Origin of the sequence: Caballeronia mineralivorans PML1(12) (genome assembly GCF_001028175.1) — a bacterium.
GTDB classification, from domain to species: Bacteria; Pseudomonadota; Gammaproteobacteria; order Burkholderiales; family Burkholderiaceae; genus Caballeronia; species Caballeronia mineralivorans.
Genome location: NZ_AEJF01000024.1, coordinates 50,475 through 67,923, shown reverse-complemented (window position 1 = coordinate 67,923; position 17,449 = coordinate 50,475). Strand labels below are relative to the sequence as shown.

Annotated in this window: 14 protein-coding genes; 9 read left to right on the top strand and 5 right to left on the bottom strand. The window is 59.7% G+C overall.

Features of this window, described 5'->3' with window-relative positions:
- Positions 1-285: 285 nt before the first annotated feature.
- The 4 genes from tnpC to EOS_RS04005 all read right to left on the bottom strand — a co-directional run bounded on the left by tnpC (position 286) and on the right by EOS_RS04005 (position 4,115).
- Positions 286-1,884 (bottom strand): IS66 family transposase, encoded by a 1,599-nt coding sequence (tnpC, locus tag EOS_RS04020; RefSeq protein ID WP_047845315.1) that lies wholly within the window; start codon positions 1,882-1,884, stop codon positions 286-288.
- Between the two features lie 51 nt (positions 1,885-1,935).
- On the bottom strand, positions 1,936-2,310 hold the full coding sequence (gene tnpB / locus EOS_RS04015) for an IS66 family insertion sequence element accessory protein TnpB (RefSeq protein ID WP_047845314.1): 375 nt from the start codon (positions 2,308-2,310) through the stop codon (positions 1,936-1,938).
- The gene (gene tnpA, locus EOS_RS48695) at positions 2,307-2,699 is read right to left on the bottom strand and encodes an IS66-like element accessory protein TnpA (protein ID WP_053063745.1); all 393 of its coding nucleotides are present in this window, start codon (positions 2,697-2,699) and stop codon (positions 2,307-2,309) included. Before tnpA ends, tnpB begins: the two co-directional genes overlap by 4 nt.
- A 207-nt stretch (positions 2,700-2,906) precedes the next feature.
- Positions 2,907-4,115, bottom strand: a complete 1,209-nt coding sequence (locus EOS_RS04005; RefSeq protein ID WP_047845323.1) for a M20 aminoacylase family protein — start codon at positions 4,113-4,115, stop codon at positions 2,907-2,909.
- Between the two features lie 160 nt (positions 4,116-4,275).
- Here EOS_RS04005 and EOS_RS04000 point away from each other — a divergent pair, with 160 nt between their 5' ends.
- A complete protein-coding gene (locus EOS_RS04000; RefSeq protein ID WP_047845313.1) occupies positions 4,276-6,357 on the top strand; it encodes a molybdopterin-containing oxidoreductase family protein in 2,082 nt (693 codons plus the stop codon).
- Between the two features lie 165 nt (positions 6,358-6,522).
- Complete coding sequence (locus EOS_RS03995) at positions 6,523-8,196, top strand: long-chain fatty acid--CoA ligase (protein WP_047845312.1); 1,674 nt, start codon at positions 6,523-6,525, stop codon at positions 8,194-8,196.
- A gap of 166 nt (positions 8,197-8,362) precedes the next feature.
- Here EOS_RS03995 and EOS_RS03990 read toward each other — a convergent pair whose 3' ends face one another.
- Positions 8,363-9,514, bottom strand: a complete 1,152-nt coding sequence (locus EOS_RS03990) for a porin (protein ID WP_047845311.1) — start codon at positions 9,512-9,514, stop codon at positions 8,363-8,365.
- A 313-nt stretch (positions 9,515-9,827) separates the two neighbouring features.
- On the opposite strand from EOS_RS03990, the gene coq7 reads away from it, so the two are divergent.
- The 7 genes from coq7 (at position 9,828) to EOS_RS03955 (ending at position 17,446) form a co-directional block, all read left to right on the top strand.
- Positions 9,828-10,487: a 2-polyprenyl-3-methyl-6-methoxy-1,4-benzoquinone monooxygenase gene (coq7, locus tag EOS_RS03985; protein ID WP_047845310.1), complete on the top strand. Its 660-nt coding sequence runs from the start codon at positions 9,828-9,830 to the stop codon at positions 10,485-10,487.
- Positions 10,488-10,886: 399 nt separating this feature from the next.
- Positions 10,887-11,315 (top strand): division/cell wall cluster transcriptional repressor MraZ, encoded by a 429-nt coding sequence (gene mraZ, locus EOS_RS03980; RefSeq protein ID WP_047845309.1) that lies wholly within the window; start codon positions 10,887-10,889, stop codon positions 11,313-11,315.
- Positions 11,316-11,330: 15 nt separating this feature from the next.
- On the top strand, positions 11,331-12,296 hold the full coding sequence (rsmH, locus tag EOS_RS03975; RefSeq protein WP_047845308.1) for a 16S rRNA (cytosine(1402)-N(4))-methyltransferase RsmH: 966 nt from the start codon (positions 11,331-11,333) through the stop codon (positions 12,294-12,296).
- Positions 12,293-12,637, top strand: a complete 345-nt coding sequence (gene ftsL / locus EOS_RS03970) for a cell division protein FtsL (protein WP_047845307.1) — start codon at positions 12,293-12,295, stop codon at positions 12,635-12,637. Before rsmH ends, ftsL begins: the two co-directional genes overlap by 4 nt.
- Positions 12,634-14,499, top strand: a complete 1,866-nt coding sequence (locus EOS_RS03965) for a peptidoglycan D,D-transpeptidase FtsI family protein (protein ID WP_047845306.1) — start codon at positions 12,634-12,636, stop codon at positions 14,497-14,499. The genes ftsL and EOS_RS03965 overlap by 4 nt, the downstream gene beginning before the upstream one ends.
- Entirely contained in the window at positions 14,496-16,040 is a 1,545-nt protein-coding gene (locus EOS_RS03960; RefSeq protein ID WP_047845305.1) for a UDP-N-acetylmuramoyl-L-alanyl-D-glutamate--2,6-diaminopimelate ligase, read from the top strand. Before EOS_RS03965 ends, EOS_RS03960 begins: the two co-directional genes overlap by 4 nt.
- Complete coding sequence (locus tag EOS_RS03955) at positions 16,037-17,446, top strand: UDP-N-acetylmuramoyl-tripeptide--D-alanyl-D-alanine ligase (protein ID WP_047845304.1); 1,410 nt, start codon at positions 16,037-16,039, stop codon at positions 17,444-17,446. The genes EOS_RS03960 and EOS_RS03955 overlap by 4 nt, the downstream gene beginning before the upstream one ends.
- The last annotated feature ends 3 nt before the right edge of the window (positions 17,447-17,449 follow it).

The window sequence follows — 17,449 nt, the reverse complement described above, 5'->3', positions numbered from 1 at the left end:
CTATCCCCCTTTCCACACACCTTCCATTCGCCATACGCCTACACAACAGCTTCGATATCGATCAACATCGCAATACCACAACCCTTCGGCTCGAATCGTTTAAGAGATGCGGTGCTTTGACATCAACACCTATACATCGTGGATCGGTGGCTTCAAACAGAACCAAGTTACGTCTAAACGAAATCAGACCATCTTTCGATCACGCGGATAAGCGAATCTAAAAGTAAGCGTCCGAGCGAGGCCGTCCTTGACGCGAATCGCGTTTCGGATGGCGGCGAAGTGAAGTTAGGAGGCGTATGAGGGCAACTGATCAGCAACAGCCCACGGCAGCAGTTCGCTTACCTGATTGACCGGATGGTCGGCAATGCGAGAGAGAACATGGCGCAGATAAGCTTCGGGATCGAGGCCGTTGAGTTTGGCCGTCGCGACCAACGTATAAATCGCGGCGCCTCGCTCACCACCGCTGTCAGAGCCGAAGTGAAGGAAGTTTTTGCGGCCGAGCGCTACCGCTCGTAACGCGCGTTCAGCGGCGTTATTGTCGATTTCAACTGCGCCGTCATCAATGAACAACGTGAGCGCCTGCCATTGATTCAGCGAGTAGTTGATCGCTTTAGCTGTATCACCTTTCTGCGACACCATACTCAACGTCGAGCGCAGCCAGAACTCGAAGTCGTCCATCAGCGGGCGGGTTCTTTCTTGTCGCACGCGCCATCGCCCGTCCGGCGGCTTACCGCGGATCTCGGCTTCGATTGCGTATAACTCGCCAATCCGACGCAGCGCTTCCGTGTTCACCTCGTTCTTGCGCGCAACGAACAGGTCGTGGAATTTACGGCGAGCGTGCGCCATGCATCCCGCTTCGCGCACGGCGCCCGCCTCATAAATTGCGTCGTAACCGGCGAACGCATCTGCTTGCCGTGTCCCTTTGAAGTTCAGCAGATGTGCCCGGGGATGCTCGCCGGCACGATTGGCGCTGTAGGCAAACCAGGCCGCTGGTGCATCGTTTGAACCGGATGGCCGGTCGTCTCGAACGTACGTCCAGATCCGACCGGTCCTGGTCTTGCCATTGCCGGGTTCCAATACCGGCACAGGCGTGTCATCGGTGTGGATCTTCCTGGCCGACATCACGTACTGACGAATCGTCTCGACCAACGGGCGCACAAGCGCGCTGCACTGGCCGACCCAGTCAGCGAGTGTCGAACGGCTCAACTCGACGCCGTCACGCGCATAGATCATCGATTGTCTGTACAGGGGAAGATGGTCGCAGAACTTGGCGACAAGAATATGGGCGAGCAGACCTGGGCCGGGCATGCCGCGATCAATCGGACGGCTGGGAGCTGGGGCCTGAACGATGCAATCACAGCAGGTGCAAGCCTTCTTGGGACGGCGGTGACGGATCACGCGCCAATGGCCGGGCACATACTCAAGCTGCTCGGCAACGTCTTCACCTAGATCGGCCAGTGCACCACCGCATTGCGGGCAAGCTTCTTCGACTGGCTGATGAACGATGTCCTGGCGCGGCAAATGATCAGGTAGCGGCTTGCGACCAGTCGACTTGCCGCCTTCGGCTCGACGTGGCTTCGGTGACTCGACGGCGGCCGCGCCATCATCGGTCTGGAGGTCTTCGAGGCGAAGTTCAAGCTGTTCAATCTGGCGATCAATCTTCTCGGATTTGCGGCCGAACTGCATGCGCTGCAGCTTGGCAATCCACAGCTTCAGATGCTCGATCTCGAGCGTCCGATCCGATAGATTCTTCTGCAATGTCGAGACGGTGCCGCGTAGTTGCTCGAGGTCGCCGTCGCGCTCCCGCAGCGCCGCTTCACGAGCGAGCACAAGGGCTTTTAAGGCCTCAATGTCGTCTGGGAGGGAGCCGTCGCCCGATGTCATGTGCGTAGTTTACGCCGACGAGTAGCTCGATTGCCTCGCTGTCACAGACGTTTACAAAGCACTGCGCGGGCGAGCTGCATCAAGTGGCTGACGCCAGTCGAATCCTTCAAGAAGAAGACCAAGTTGTGCGCTTGTTAGGCAGACGATACCGCCGTCGGATCGTGGCCAGGCGAAGCGGCCTCGCTCGAGCCGTTTGGAGAGCAGACATAGCCCGCCATCTCGCCAGTAGAGACACTTGAGCAGGTCGCCGCGTTTGCCCCGGAAGACGAACACGTGTCCCGAGAACGGATCCTTGTGGAGGACTGTTTGCACCTTTGCGGCGAGGCCGTTGAAACCGCATCGCATGTCCGTGAACCCGGCTGCTATCCAGATACGCGTGCTCGTCGACTGCTCGACGACCGAGGCAAGCCCTTGCGACCGACTCATCGACTCAGGCATTGCATCACCAAGCGCAGTGCTTCGAGATCAACAGGGCCCTCAATGCGCACTTCGCTTCGTGCAAACAGCACTCGCAAGACGCCCGCAGATGCGTGTGACTCCGATGGCGCCGATGCCTTCTCCTTCTCTTCAGGTTCGCTCAACACGACCGGTAACATGAGGCCGTCTTCCCGCTTCGGGTCAAGTCGGCCTTCGAGATACTGTTTGCGCCAGTCGAACACTTGATTCGCATTCACTTCGTGCGCTCGCGCCACTTCCGCCACGGATCGACCAGGCACCAACGTCTCTCTGACGATTTGGCACTTCTCCTCCACCGTTCGGCGTCGATAGCGCCGCGTACCTTGATCGTCGCCGCCCAATTCAGTGACTCTGTCCATGATTTCCCTTTATGGACACAGTGACATTTGTGCCCAGAGAAATCATGAGGTGCGATGCGACCAGAATCTAGACGGTCACGAGCGGACGCTTACATCTAAAACGCTCGCCTATCAGATCACTGAAACGCAACCCGCTGCTCAAAACAAAATGCGTCTACCTAAAACACAGTAGGCGCACCGAGTTTGAAATGAAAGCGCTGAACTAAATCAGCTCGTCGCCTGATCTCGAATTGGCAGAAACTTTTCCGCGAGCCGTACCCAATACGTCGATCCAACTGATAACAGTGCGTCGTTGAAATCGTAGCTTGCGTTGTGAAGCATGCACGGACCCAAGCCGTGTCCAGCTTCCCGATGAGACCCTTCTCCGTTGCCCAAAAACGCATAACAGCCCGGCTTCGCAAGCAGCATGAAGGAAAAGTCCTCCGCGCCCATTGTCGGTTCGACGGACGCATTGACGTTTTCCTTTCCGACAACCTCCGTCATCACGGATGTCGCGAACCGCGTCTGCTCTGCATCGTTGATCGTAGGCGGATAGTTGCGATGAAAATCGATGGAAACCTCACACTCGTACGCAGCCGCGGTGGACTCGACAATCGTGCGCATCCGGCGCTCGATCAAATCAAGCGTCTCGACGGTAAATGTTCGCACCGTACCGCCGAGCCAAGCCTCATCGGGGACAACGTTGGACGCGTCGCCGGCATGGATCTGGGTGATCGAAAGGACGGCGGTGTCGATGGGTTTCTTGTTGCGCGTGATGATCCCTTGCAGCCCATTGGCAATCTGAACTGCGGTGAATACCGGGTCGTGTCCATTGTGCGGTAACGCCGCGTGCGAGCCGATGCCCTTGATGGTGATGCGAAATTCGTTGCTCGACGCCATGATCGGGCCTGGGGTGACGCCAAAGCGACCCGCGGGAATTCCCGGCCAGTTGTGGATGCCGAACACGGCATCGACGGGAAATTGTTCGAATAGCCCGTCTTCAATCATTGCCTTGGCGCCCGCACCGCCTTCTTCGGCTGGCTGAAAGATGAACACGATGGTGCCGTCGAACTTCCCGCGCTCAGCCAGATATTTCGCTGCTCCCAGCAACATCGCGGTATGGCCGTCGTGACCGCATGCGTGCATTCGGCCATCGTTTTGCGAGCGATGGCCGAACGTGTTGATTTCGGTGATCGGCAACGCGTCCATGTCGGCGCGCAGGCCCACGCACCGGAGACTCGAGCCGCGTTTGAGCACACCGACCACGCCCGTTTTGCCCATGCCGCGATGAACCTCCAGGCCCCATCGTTCGAGATTTTCGGCGACTAGTTTTGCCGTGCCCACTTCTTCATAGCGCAACTCGGGATGCGCATGGATCGTTCGTCGCAGAGCTTTGATCTCCGCGTGCGACGCTTCGATTTCTGGAATCAGATTCATGAAACTGGCCTCTGTCTGAAAAATGAACGTTGCGCGTGCTGTCGTTCGCTCCATTCTACGCCCGCGATTATTTATCGAAGCTCGGGACGGTGAGCTCAGGCCAACCGTAATAAAATCGACTTCTCCGTCTGCTTTTTGCACGTTCCTACCGGATATCCGCATGAACGCTCCCGCCGAATTTGCCCGCGCCGTCTGCCCGCACGACTGTCCTGATACCTGCGCGATGCGTGTCACGGTGAAGGACGGCCGTGCCATCAAGGTGACCGGCGACCCGGATCATCCGCCCACGCAGGGCGTGCTTTGCACGAAGGTGTCGCGCTATGCCGAACGGACACATCATCGAGATCGATTGCTCACACCGATGCGTCGTGTCGGTCCGAAAGGGCAAGGTCGTTTCGAAGCGATGAGTTGGGACGAAGCGCTGAAATTCGCCGCTGAACGTCTGAACGAAATCACGGCCCGCTCGCCCGAAGCGATCTTGCCCTATAGCTACGCGGGCACGATGGGCCTCGTACAGGGCGAGAGTATTGCGGCGCGGTTCTTCAATGTGCTCGGCGCGTCGCGTCTGGATCGCACCATTTGTGCGGCCGCCGGCGCCGCGGGCTTGCGCTATACATATGGCGGAAGTCTCGGCATGCATACGGAGTATTTCGAGGAAAGCGAGCTGATCCTGATCTGGGGATCGAATTCCATCGCATCGAATCTGCATTTCTGGACGCGCGCGCAGGAAGCCAAACGACGCGGCGCCCGACTCATCGCCATCGATCCATACCGCTCGCTGACCGCAGAAAAATGCCATCAGCACATCGCGTTGAAACCGGGCACGGATGGCGCGCTGGCGCTCGGCATGATGAACGTGATGATCGGCGAAGGAATGGTCGATCAGGACTACATCGATGCCTACACGCTAGGCTTCGATCAACTCAAGGCCCGCGCCTACGACTATCCGCCGGCGCGCGTCGCGGAAATTTGCGGGATCGAGGAGCAGGTTGTGATCGATCTCGCGCGGGCTTTCGGATCGACGAAAAAGGCATCGATACGCCTCAACTATGGGATGCAGCGCGTGCGTGGCGGCGGCAATGCGGTCCGCGCGATAGCCTGTCTGCCGTCTCTGAGCGGCGCATGGCGCGAGCGTTCGGGCGGCTTGCTGCTGTCATCGTCGAGTTGGGCGCCAGTCGATGTCAACGCGCTCGAACGGCCGGACTTGCTGGCGGGATGGCCATCGAAACTGCCGCGCATCGTGAACATGAACGCTATCGGCGACGCGTTGTTGCATAGCGGCGACGCAAGCTTCGGCCCGAAGGTCGAAGCGGTGATCGTCTATAACTCGAACCCGGTCGCGGTGGCGCCGGATTCAGTGAAGGTCGCGGCAGGCTTCGCGCGTGAAGACCTGTTCACCATCGTGCTTGAACATTTCCAGACCGATACCGCTGATTACGCCGATCTGATCCTGCCGGCGACCACGCAACTCGAGCATCTCGACGCCCACAAGTCGTACGGCCACACGCATGTGATGGCGAACTTGCCGGCAATCGCGCCGGTGGGCGAATCGCGGGCGAACACGGAGATCTTTCGCGGCCTGGCCAGGGCGATGGGGCTCACCCATCCGGCACTGTTCGAAAGTGACGAAGAGGTGGCATCGAAGGCATTTCGCTGGGACGATCCCGCGTTGGCGGGTGTTAGCTGGGACACGCTGAAAACGAAAGGCTGGGCGCAGCTCACGCTGGCCGAAGCGCCGTTCGCCGAGGGCGGTTTCCACACGCCGTCAGGGAAATGTGAATTTTTCAGTGAGCGTTTGCAACGTGCCGGGCTCGAACCGGTGCCGGATTATCTGCCGCCGTACGAGTCGGCCGAGTACGCGCCGGCGCTCGCCGCGCGTTATCCGCTCGCGATGATCTCGCCGCCCGCGCGGAACTTCCTCAACAGCAGCTTCGTCAATGTGGAAAGCCTGCGATCGACGGAAGGCGAACCGCACCTCGACATGCATCCCACCGACGCCCACGCCCGTCAGATCGCCGAGGGTGAACGGGTACGCATATTCAACGATCGCGGTTCGATGCAGGCGCGTGTGCGCGTCACCGATCGCGCGCGTGAGGGCGTGGTGGTGGGATTATCGGTGTGGTGGAAGAAGCTCGCGCCGGATGGCTGCAACGCCAACCAGGTGACCAGCCAGGCTTTGACCGATCTCGGTGGATCGGCGACATTTTATGACTGTCTCGTGGAGGTCGAGGCGGTGTATTGAAGTCAGTCAAAAACTAGCAGAAGCCACACGGGATAAGGGGAAGCACGTGCCGGTCGGATTGGAAGCTGGCGTCTAACCCGGTTGTCGGAATGCGATCGAGCAGCTAGGATGCGCTACGGAGTATTTTCGCACGACCATTCTAAAATCATACAAAGGAGACGCCGTATGGAAAAAATCTGGCTGAAGTCCTATCCGGCAGGCGTGCCCGAGGAAATCGACGAGACTCAGTTCAATTCGCTTTCCGAGTTGCTCGAAGAGAGTTTTCGCGAGTACCGCAACAAGCGCGCGTTTGTTTGCATGGGCAAGGCAATCACGTATAGCGAACTCGACACGCTGTCCACCCAGCTTGCTGCGTGGTTCCAGTCACGTGGGCTGAAGCCCGGTGCGCGCGTCGCGATCATGATGCCGAACGTGCTGCAGTACCCGGTCGCCATTGTCGCGATCTTGCGCGCGGGTTATGTCGTCGTGAACGTCAATCCGCTTTACACGCCGCGTGAACTCGAACATCAGTTGCGGGATTCGGGGGCTGAGGCGATCGTCGTGCTCGAGAACTTCGCCCACACCGTGCAGGCGGTCGCGAAGAACACGGCGATCAAGCACGTCGTGGTTGCGTCGATGGGCGATCTGATGGGCGCGAAGGGCGTGATCGTCAACTTCGTTGTGCGTCGCGTGAAGAAACTGGTGCCGGCATGGACTCTCCCTGGCCACGTGAGTTTCAACGCGGCCCTCCGGCAAGGTGCGCGCGAAACGCTCAAACCCATCAAGCAAGGTCCCAACGACATCGCTTTCCTCCAGTACACCGGCGGTACGACGGGCGTGGCGAAGGGCGCGATGCTGCTGCATCGAAATTTGATCGCGAACGTGTTGCAGTCCGAAGTCTGGCTCGAACCCGGACGCAAGAACCGGCCAGACATCGATCAGTTCGTGACCGTCGTGGCGTTGCCGCTTTATCACATCTTTGCGCTGACCGTTTGCGGCTTCCTGACCCTGCGCACGGGCGGCATGGGCATCCTGATTCCGAATCCACGCGATATCCCCGGCACGATCAAGGAGCTCAAAGGGTTCGCGATCAACACATTTCCGGCTGTGAACACGCTGTACAACGCGCTGCTGAACAATCCGGAATTCGCCAAGCTCGACTTTTCCAAATTGATCGCAGCGAACGGGGGCGGCATGGCTGTGCAGGAAGCCGTGGCGAAGCGATGGTTCGAGACGACGGGTTCGCCGATTATCGAAGGTTATGGGTTGTCCGAAACGTCGCCCTGCGTGACGTGCAATCCGGTGACGGCCACCGAATACACCGGCACGATCGGCTTGCCGTTTCCCTCCACCGAACTCACCATTCGCGACGACGACAACAACGACATGCCGCTTGGCCAGCCCGGTGAGATCTGCATTCGCGGGCCACAGGTGATGGCGGGCTACTGGAATCGTCCCGATGAGACGGCGAAAGTGATGACGTCCGACGGGTTCTTCAAGTCAGGCGACGTCGGCATCATGGACGAACGCGGATACGTGAAGATCGTGGATCGCAAGAAGGACATGATCCTGGTGTCGGGCTTCAACGTGTATCCGAACGAGATAGAGGACGTGGTGGCGAAGCTTCCGGGCGTCTTCGAAGTGGCGGCGGTCGGTGTGAAGGATGCGGCCTCGGGCGAAGCGGTCAAACTGTTTGTCGTGCGCCGAGATCCGCATTTGACTGAGGCCGACGTGATGGCGTTCTGCAAGGAGCGCTTGACGGGCTACAAGCGACCGCGCGTGATCGAGTTCCGCACGGAATTGCCTAAGAGCAATGTCGGCAAGATCTTGCGCCGCGAGTTGCGCGACGGCAACGCCTGAGAACTTCCCGGCGGCAAAAAGCAAACGAAACAGCAGGCCTTCGTATCGCAAGACGCGGAGGCTTTTTTTCGTGAGTGCACTGGGACAGGATGCATTCGAGCAGCATCAGGACGAAAAAAAGGCGCCCGAAGGCGCCTTTCAAGACAACTGGTTTTATTACGACTTATTAGAACTTGTGACGGATACCAACGATCGCTGCGACTTGGTTCGACGTCGACGAAGCCGACAGGCCGTTGATCTGCGCCGTAGCCGTGGTGCCAAGCGAGTTCGTGCCCGATGCGTGTTGATAGATGGCGTCGATGTAGAAGTCGGTGCGCTTCGACAGGAAGTAGTCCGCGCCCAAGACACCTTGATGGATCTTTTCGTTGGCGACGCTATATGCCTTCGTGTAGTCGTACGCTGCGCCGAGCAGCAACGCCGGGGTCAACTGATACTTGAAGTTGAGTTCGGCGTTGTGGAACTTGGCGCTGCCCGAGACGGTCCGCGCCCCTGCGACGGCGGTCTGTCCAAGATCCTTGAACTGCGTGTTGCTGTACGTTGCGCCGACGGTGGCCGGGCCGAACGTGTAAGCACCACCGGCCGAAATGACTTGCTGCGTCTTGGCCGTTGCGAAGCCCGAGAACACTTGCGAGGCGCTCATGTTCGTTGCCGTCGTCGACGAGCTCGAGTTATTGCCGAAGAACGAGTAGTTCGGGTTCTTGACGTTCAAGTAAGCCGCACCCAAAGTCAACGGACCTTGCGCATAGCCAAGACCGCCCGAGAAGATCTGGTTGCGGTTGAATTGACCTGCAACACCGCCCAGGCTGTACAAGCCGCCGAACGTGATACCGCTGTAGTTGGTGCTTGTGTACTTGATCGAGTTGTTTACCCGATTCGAGTTGTTCATGTTGTCCAGGTCGCCCGGGTGCGCGCCGTAGAACGTGCCCCACTGGCTACCGACTTCGAGTGCGCCGGTGTAGTCGACCACGGAGTCGTATTGACGACCGAGGGTGACCGTACCGTACTGGCTCGACAGACCGACGTAAGCTTGACGGCCGAATTCGTCGCCGCCTTGATTCAGCTTGCCGGTGAACACGTTAAAGCCGTTTTCCAACACGAACAGCGCCTTCAGGCCACCGCCCAGATCTTCCGTGCCACGCAGGCCCCAACGATCGCCTTGCAGGTTGCCGGCGCTCGTCGAGTACAGCTTTTGGCCACCCGAGTTGTTGTTGTAAACGAAACCTGCATCGACGATACCGTACAGCGTCACGCTGCTCTGAGCATGCGCGGCACCTGCGAATGTACCTAACGCAGCCAGAGCGAGAAGCGACTTTTTCATTAATGATCTCCAAAGTGTTGAAACTGTTTGGCAAGGTCACTGTTCTTAGCGCCAGTGTGTTGACGTCCCCGCCGGGTACTTCAAAATTGAAGTTGAACGTAATGTAACAAAGAGACTTTTGGCGACAAAGGAAAAGCCGTCCCTGTGTTTCCTGCGTGTGACGTTTACGCAACATGCGGTAAAATCGGGTTTTCGGGCATATTTGCGACCCGTACTTGCCCTAATTACACGTTTTAAAGAGTACGTAATTTGTTGGTTGATCGACCTTCGTCCGATGCAAAATCGCTCAGGAGATCGAAACAGGAGTTATGAAATGACACTCGATGAACTGATCTCTGAGTTCGATCGTGGACTACGGTCGATGACCGGCGTATCGCGGATGTCGCGTCCGATACCGGCGCCGCAAACGATTCACGCAGACGATGCAGCGACGCCAGTCGAACCTGCGGATACGGCGCTGACCGTAGAGGAAAAAGCGCATTCGGCGGCGTTGATGCGCGTGAATCACGTCGGCGAGGTGTGCGCGCAAGCGCTGTATCAGGCGCAAAAACTCGCGACCAAGTCGGCGACGTTGAAACGCGGCTTCGAGGAAGCGGCGCGTGAGGAAGAAGACCATCTCGCGTGGACAACACAACGGTTGCGCGACCTCGACTCACGGCCGAGCCTGCTCAATCCGCTGTGGTACACGGGGTCGTTGGCGCTGGGGTTTGTCGCGGGAAGATTCGGCGACCGCGTCAGTCTCGGTTTCATGGCGGAAACCGAGCGTCAGGTCGAGAAGCACCTGAATAGCCACATGACGAGTCTGCCTGCGAACGACCACGCATCGCGCGCGATCGTCGAACAAATGCGCGTCGATGAAGCCGCGCATGCAGTCGCGGCGGTCAACGCGGGCGGCATCGAACTGCCGTTTCCAGTGCGAGCGCTGATGCGCGCGACGTCGAAGGTCATGACCCGCACGGCGTACTATATTTAATCAGTCACGCATCTCGCTGATCCAGCGAGATGCGGTTTCACTCTTCGCCTGGTTTCTGTGTTCAATCTGACCCGTAATCCCCTCCGGTCTGCCCTCGCAGAACGAAACCATCCTCTAGTCTTTCCCCGTCATTTCACGTACTACCTTCACTTTCGTCACTACGTCATTCATTCATAACGCTTTTCGAAATTTCGTCCTACTTTAGCGGTCTGCGCTAAGTCATTGTTCTAGCAAACAAATTTAGTCAAAAAATGCCAGATCGTATTGACCGGGGAAATGCCTTCCTCTACAGTGGGAAATGGTGTGAGAAAGTGTATTTTTGTGTGATTCAGAGACCACTTTCAGGCATATTCCAACAAAGTCGTGACGCATGTGCGCGTCGTGAAGAGGAGAGGGCGAGTGTTCCAGGGGGCTTCGGCGCTGTCGCTCGATGCGAAAGGACGGATGTCGGTCCCGTCTCGCTATCGGGAAGCGCTGCAAGGACAGGCAGAAGGCCGGGTGACGCTCACGAAGAGCCCGGATGGATGCCTGTTGCTCTTTCCTCGCCCGGAGTGGGAAATCTTCCGCTCGAAAATCGCTGCACTCCCTATGGATGCCCTGTGGTGGCGCCGGATTTATCTCGGCAACGCCATGGATATTGACATCGACAGCGCGGGACGCGTGCTGGTATCGCCGGAACTGCGTTCGGCTGGATCGCTGGAAAAGGAAGTGACGCTGCTCGGCATGGGTAATTACCTCGAATTGTGGGACGCGGCGACTTACGCGGAGAAGGAAAAAGCGGCAATGGCGCAGGGCATGCCCGACGCGCTGAAGAATTTCACGTTTTGACGCGGCGCTAAAGACATGGCCCCTGCGATGAAAAACGAGTTGCAGCATCGCACGGTGCTGCTGGACGAAGCGGTCGATGCGCTGGTTACGCGCGTGGACGGTACTTATATAGATGGGACGTTCGGGCGCGGCGGCCATAGCCGTCTGATCCTGACGAAGTTGGGGGAAGCCGGCCGCCTGATTGCCTTCGACAAAGACCCGTTGGCTATCGCCACGGCTGCACAGATTCAGGATTCGAGATTTTCGATCGTGCATGAGAGTTTCGCCTCGTTAGCCGATGCCGCTGCCGAGCGAGGAGTTGGGAAAGTGTCGGGCGTGCTGCTGGATCTGGGGGTGTCGTCACCGCAAGTGGACGACCCGGATCGCGGCTTCAGCTTCCGGGCCGATGGCCCACTCGACATGCGGATGGACCCGAGCCGTGGCGAATCTGCTGCGGAATGGCTGGCGCGGGCAACGGTGCAGGAACTGACGGAGGTGATTAAAGATTATGGGGAAGAACGGTTTGCTTTTCAGATTGCAAAGGCGCTTGTTGCTCGCCGGGCAGAGTCCGACCGTCTTGGGCCTCTCGTCAGCACGGGCGAGCTTGCCCAAATCGTGGGTCACGTCGTCAAAACCCGTGAGAAGGGCAAGGACCCGGCAACTCGCACCTTTCAGGCTATACGGATTCACATCAATCAAGAGCTTGCGGAGCTGCAAGTAGTTCTGGACGCAGCATTGGCGTTGTTGGAGCAAGGGGGGCGGCTGGTCGTGATCAGCTTTCATTCGCTCGAGGACCGGATCGTCAAGCGTTTCATGCAGGCCCACGCAAGCGGGCCTGCGATCGACCGCCGCCTGCCGATTCGTGCCGCCGATCTGCCCAGCCCGCCGCTCAAGCTGCTTGGCCGTGTGTTTGCGTCTGACGCTGAAGTCGCGGCGAACCCGCGCGCGCGTTCCGCAGTGATGCGGATTGCCGAGCGTGTCACCGGGCAGACGCCGCCATGAACCGTCTCAACATCTTCCTGCTGATCGTCGTACTCGGCTGCGCGCTGTCCGCGGTGAGCGCCTCGAACAAGCAACGGCAGATTTTTATCGATGTGCAGCGGGCGCAGTCGCAAGAGCGTCAGTTGCAGCAGGATTTTTCGCAGCTTCAATATCAGCAGAGCGCGTTGTCGAAAACCTCGCGTATCGAGCAGTTGGCTACTACGTCCCTGAAGATGCAGCCCGTCACGACGGGCCGTACGCAATATCTGAACTATGACCCGGCGACGTCGAAGGCCACGGACGCACCGCTGCCTGCGCCCGTTCCGGCGTCGGCTCCTCCCGCACGCGGGGTGAAACGATGAAACCGTCGCCAAAGAAAAACAAAGGCGTCGCCTTCACGCCCAACCCCATTCTCTCGGTGCGCCTCCCCATGTGGCGCTCGAAGCTCGTCGTGTTCATGCTGTTCATGGCGTTCGTTGCGCTTGCCGGACGTGCGTTCTGGATCCAGGGCCCGGGCAACGCGTTCTTCAAGAAGCAGGGCGAAAGCCGCTATCAGCGCACGCTCGAATTGCCGGCCACGCGTGGCCAGATCAAGGACCGCAACGGCTTGGTGCTTGCGACCAGTCTGCCCGTCAAGGCGATCTGGGCTATTCCAGAAGCCGTTCCGGACGATCTCGGCGCCGACAAGCTCGGCCAGCTCGCCGCGCTGCTCGATATGTCGCCGAAGGAATTGCGCGCGAAGCTCTCGATGGACAAGACCTTTGTCTATGTGAAGCGCCAAGTGCCCATGGAAGTCGCGCAGAAAGTCACGGCTCTGGATATCCCCGGCATTTATTCGCGCGGTGAATACAAGCGCTTCTATCCGGAAGGCGAGATCACTGCGCATCTGATCGGTTTTACTAATATTGAAGACAAGGGGCAGGAAGGCGTGGAACTCGGCGATCAGGGCATTCTTGCCGGAACGCCGGGCATGCGCCGTGTGATCAAGGACCGGATGGGGCACATCGTCGAGGACGTGGACGAGCAAGTCGTGCCGCATAACGGTGACGACGTGGAGTTGTCGATCGACAGCAAGATCCAGTACATCGCGTACACGAACCTGAAAGCGGCCGTGGAGAAGTTCAAAGCCAAGGCGGGCGCGGCGATCGTGATCGACGTGCAGACCGGGGAAGTGCTCGCGCTTGTCAACTATCCGACCTACAACCCGAACGACCGCTCGCGTATGACCGGCGAGCAGTTGCGCAACCGGATCATGACGGACACGTTCGAGCCGGGCTCGATCATGAAACCGTTCACAGTATCGCTGGCGCTCGATTTGCATCGTGTGACGCCGAATACGCTGGTGGAAACGGGTAACGGCCAGTTTGTCCTCGACGGCGCGCGCATCACCGACGACTCCGGTTTCGGCACGCTCACCGTGGGCGGCGTGATCCAGAAGTCGAGCAACATCGGAGCAACCAAGATCGCGATGCAGTTGCGTCCCGAAGAGATGTGGAACATGTATACGAGCATCGGGCTTGGGCAAGCGCCGAAGGTCGGGTTCCCGGGCGCGGTGTCCGGCCGGTTGCGGCCGTGGAAAAGCTGGCGCCGTATCGAACAGGCGACCATGTCGTATGGCTATGGCCTGTCGGCGTCGCTGTTCCAGTTGGCGCGTGCATACACCGCTATCGCGCACGACGGGCAAGTGTTGCCGGTGTCCATTTTCCGCACGCCGGGCGATGCGCCTGTGACCGGTCCGCAAGTGTTTGCACCGACCACCGCGCGTGAAGTGCGCGCCATGCTCGAAACGGTGACGGCGAAGGGCGGCACGTCGCCGGATGCGGCCGTGCCGGGGTATCGCGTGGGCGGCAAGTCGGGTACGGCGTACAAGCACGCTGGCCGCGGCTACGATAAATCGAAGTATCGCGCGTCGTTCGTCGGCATGGGGCCGATGCCGAATCCGCGCATCGTGGTGGCCGTTTCCGTCGACGAACCGACAGCCGGCAGCCACTTTGGCGGCCAGGTGTCGGGTCCGGTGTTCTCGGCGATCGCCGGTGACACGTTGCGTTCGCTGAACGTTCCGCCCGACATGGCGGTGAAGCAGATGGTGGTGTCCGACGACCCCGCTTCCGGCACGCCCGCCACCGACATCAAGAAGCCGGACGCGACGAATACGAACACGAATCCGCCGAAGAAGCTGAAGGTATCGACGAATTTGAAAAATCACCCGGGAGTCGTTCGATGAGCGGCTTGGGCTTGGTCAAGCAGCAGGCGCAAATCGCGAAAGCGCTCGCGTGGTTGCGTGCGCACGTTGATGCCAGCGCGCAATTGCACGCCGACTCGCGCTCGCTAAAACCCGGTGACGTGTTTTTTGCCTACGCCGTGGATGGGGCGGATAGCCGTGCGTTCATCGATGCCGCGTTCGAAAGAGGCGCCGCTGCCGTGCTGTATCAGCCGGAAAATTTTGCGGGCAAGCCGGATGCGTCGAGTGCGTTTGCGGTCAAAGCGCTTAACGAACTGGCTGGGCCAATTGCATCGGCGTGGTACGGCGAACCGACCGACTCCATACTGGTCGTGGGCGTGACCGGAACGAACGGCAAGACGTCGTGCAGCCAATGGCTCGCCACGGCGCTCTCGGCGTTGGGTACGCCGTGCGCGGTGATCGGCACGCTGGGCAGCGGCATGCCGGGCAAGCTCGTGCATTCCGGTTTTACGACGCCGGATGCGCCCCAACTGCAACGCACGTTTGCCCAATTCAAGGCCGACGGCGCGAAGGGCGTTGCGATGGAGGTGTCGTCGCATGCGCTGCATCAGGGGCGCGTGAATGGCACGAAGTTCGACATCGCCATTTTCACTAACCTCACGCAGGATCATCTCGACTATCACGGCACGTTCGCCGCCTATGAAGCGGCGAAGGCGAAGCTGTTCGCGTGGCCGGCGTTGAAGGCGGCAGTCATCAATCGTGACGATGCAGCCGGTCAGCGGCTGATTGCATCGTGTCACGGTCGAACGCGAACGATTGCGTATGGCATGGAAAGCGCGTCGCAGTCCGCGAACGTGAAAGCAGACGCGTTGCTGCTTGCCAGCCGCGTGCGCGCGACCGCGACGGGAACGGCGTTCCATTTGAGTTCCGATTGGGGCGACGCCGACGTGGAGGTCGCCACGCTCGGCGCATTCAACGTGAGCAATCTGCTCGGCGTGCTGGGCGCGTTGCTGGCGGCGCAGATTCCGCTCGATGCCGCGCTCGCACAGATCGCGAAACTCGAACCCGTGAACGGCCGGATGCAACGCCTCGGTGGCCGTTTGCAGAATGACGAGCCACTGGTGGTGATTGATTACGCGCATACGCCTGACGCGCTCGAGAAAACGCTGGAAGCACTTCGGCCGATCGCCGAAGCGCGCGGCGGTCAACTGATCTGCATGTTCGGTTGTGGCGGCGATCGCGATGCGACCAAGCGTCCGCTAATGGGTGCTATCGCGGAGAAGAACGCGGATCACATTGTGATTACCAGCGACAACCCGCGCAGTGAAGATCCGCTCGCAATCATCGATCAGGTTGCCGCAGGCTTCCAGGATGCGTCGAAAGCGCGTCGCATAGAAGACCGCGCGAGCGCGATCCTCCAGGCGATCCGCACGGCGGCGCGCGAGGACGTGGTCGTGCTGGCCGGCAAGGGCCACGAAGCCACACAGGAAATCATGGGTAAAAAACGCGCATTCTCCGATCAGGATCACGCGCGTCTGGCGCTTGCCGCTCGCGCCACGCAAGCACGCGGAGGTGGCGAATGACGCTCTTCACACTGCGCGAAGCTGCGTTGGAGATTCCAGGCGCGATCGTTATCGGCGATGAAAACGTCGCGTTTGATCGCGTATCGACGGATAGCCGTACGGCGGGTCCGGGCGATCTGTTTATCGCGATCAAGGGCGATCGTTTCGATGCCCACAATTTCCTGCCGCAAGTGGCGCAGCGCGGCATCGCGGCGGCGCTGGTAACGCGCACGCCGGACGATTTTCACGTGCCCGCGATCAAGGTCAAGGACACGCGCGTTGCGTTGGGCGCGTTGGCGCATGGCTGGCGCAAACGCTTCACGTTGCCCTTGGTGGCCGTGACCGGCAGCAATGGCAAAACGACGGTCAAGGAAATGATCGCGTCGATTTTCGCGGCGGCTGTCGGTGAAAGCGCGCGGCTGGCGACGGCGGGCAACTTCAATAACGACATCGGCTTGCCGTTGACGCTGTTTCGTCTGAACGAAACGCACAAGCTCGCGGTGATCGAGCTCGGCATGAATCATCCGGGCGAAACCGAAACGCTCGGCAAGATTGCCGCGCCGACGGTTGCTGTCGTCAACAACGCGCAGCGCGAGCATCAGGAATTCATGGCGACGGTGGAAGCGGTCGCGCTGGAACATGCGTCGGTGATTCATTCGCTCGCCGCGAATGGCACGGCCGTTTTCCCCGCCGACGACAAATACGCCAGCATCTGGCGCGTCGCCGCAACGGGCAATCCGATTCTGGATTTCGCGCTGCACACAGACGCTTCGGAAGTCGCAGCGGCAGTGACCGGCACGCTTGATGGCACGCGCGTGAAGATCAATACACCGGAAGGATCGCTGGAAGTCGCGTTGCAGGTGCTGGGTGAACACAACGTGCGCAACGCGTTGGCGGCAACCGCAGCGGCGCTCGCGGCCAATGTTTCACTCGATGCCATCAAGCGCGGACTCGAAGCCTTCGAGCCGGTGAAAGGCCGCCTGCAAGTGAAGCGCGCGGTGTTGAAGCCGCTCGAAGGCGCGACGGTTATCGACGATACGTACAACTCGAATCCCGATTCCATGCGCGCGGCGATTGACGTGCTGGCATCGCAACCGTCGCCGCGCGTGCTTGTGATGGGCGACATGGGCGAAGTCGGTGACCAGGGCGCGGCGTTTCATCGAGAGGTGGGGGCGTATGCGGCGCAACGGGGCATCGACGCGCTCTACGCACTCGGCGACGCCAGCATTGATTCCAGCAAAGCATTCGGAGCAGGCCAGCATTTCACCGATATCACCTCACTCATTGCAGCACTCACCGGCGCCGGCTTCGGACCCGACGCCACGTTTCTCGTGAAAGGCTCGCGCTTCATGCAGATGGAGCGCGTGGTGGACGCCGTGACGAGTCCACACCAACCCGCAGCGGGCGCTACGCCTGCTGCGCACTGAAGA

Bases quoted from the DNA above. Each gene is read 5' to 3' on its own strand.
- EOS_RS03965 (WP_047845306.1), top strand. From the start codon at position 12,634: ATGAAACCGTCGCCAAAGAAAAACAAAGGCGTCGCCTTCACGCCCAAC.
- tnpC (WP_047845315.1), bottom strand. From the start codon at position 1,884: ATGACATCGGGCGACGGCTCCCTCCCAGACGACATTGAGGCCTTAAAA.
- ftsL (WP_047845307.1), top strand. From the start codon at position 12,293: ATGAACCGTCTCAACATCTTCCTGCTGATCGTCGTACTCGGCTGCGCG.
- EOS_RS03955 (WP_047845304.1), top strand. From the start codon at position 16,037: ATGACGCTCTTCACACTGCGCGAAGCTGCGTTGGAGATTCCAGGCGCG.
- tnpB (WP_047845314.1), bottom strand. From the start codon at position 2,310: ATGAGTCGGTCGCAAGGGCTTGCCTCGGTCGTCGAGCAGTCGACGAGC.
- EOS_RS04000 (WP_047845313.1), top strand. From the start codon at position 4,276: ATGAACGCTCCCGCCGAATTTGCCCGCGCCGTCTGCCCGCACGACTGT.
- EOS_RS03990 (WP_047845311.1), bottom strand. From the start codon at position 9,514: ATGAAAAAGTCGCTTCTCGCTCTGGCTGCGTTAGGTACATTCGCAGGT.
- EOS_RS04005 (WP_047845323.1), bottom strand. From the start codon at position 4,115: ATGAATCTGATTCCAGAAATCGAAGCGTCGCACGCGGAGATCAAAGCT.
- coq7 (WP_047845310.1), top strand. From the start codon at position 9,828: ATGACACTCGATGAACTGATCTCTGAGTTCGATCGTGGACTACGGTCG.
- EOS_RS03995 (WP_047845312.1), top strand. From the start codon at position 6,523: ATGGAAAAAATCTGGCTGAAGTCCTATCCGGCAGGCGTGCCCGAGGAA.
- EOS_RS03960 (WP_047845305.1), top strand. From the start codon at position 14,496: ATGAGCGGCTTGGGCTTGGTCAAGCAGCAGGCGCAAATCGCGAAAGCG.
- rsmH (WP_047845308.1), top strand. From the start codon at position 11,331: ATGGCCCCTGCGATGAAAAACGAGTTGCAGCATCGCACGGTGCTGCTG.
- tnpA (WP_053063745.1), bottom strand. From the start codon at position 2,699: ATGGACAGAGTCACTGAATTGGGCGGCGACGATCAAGGTACGCGGCGC.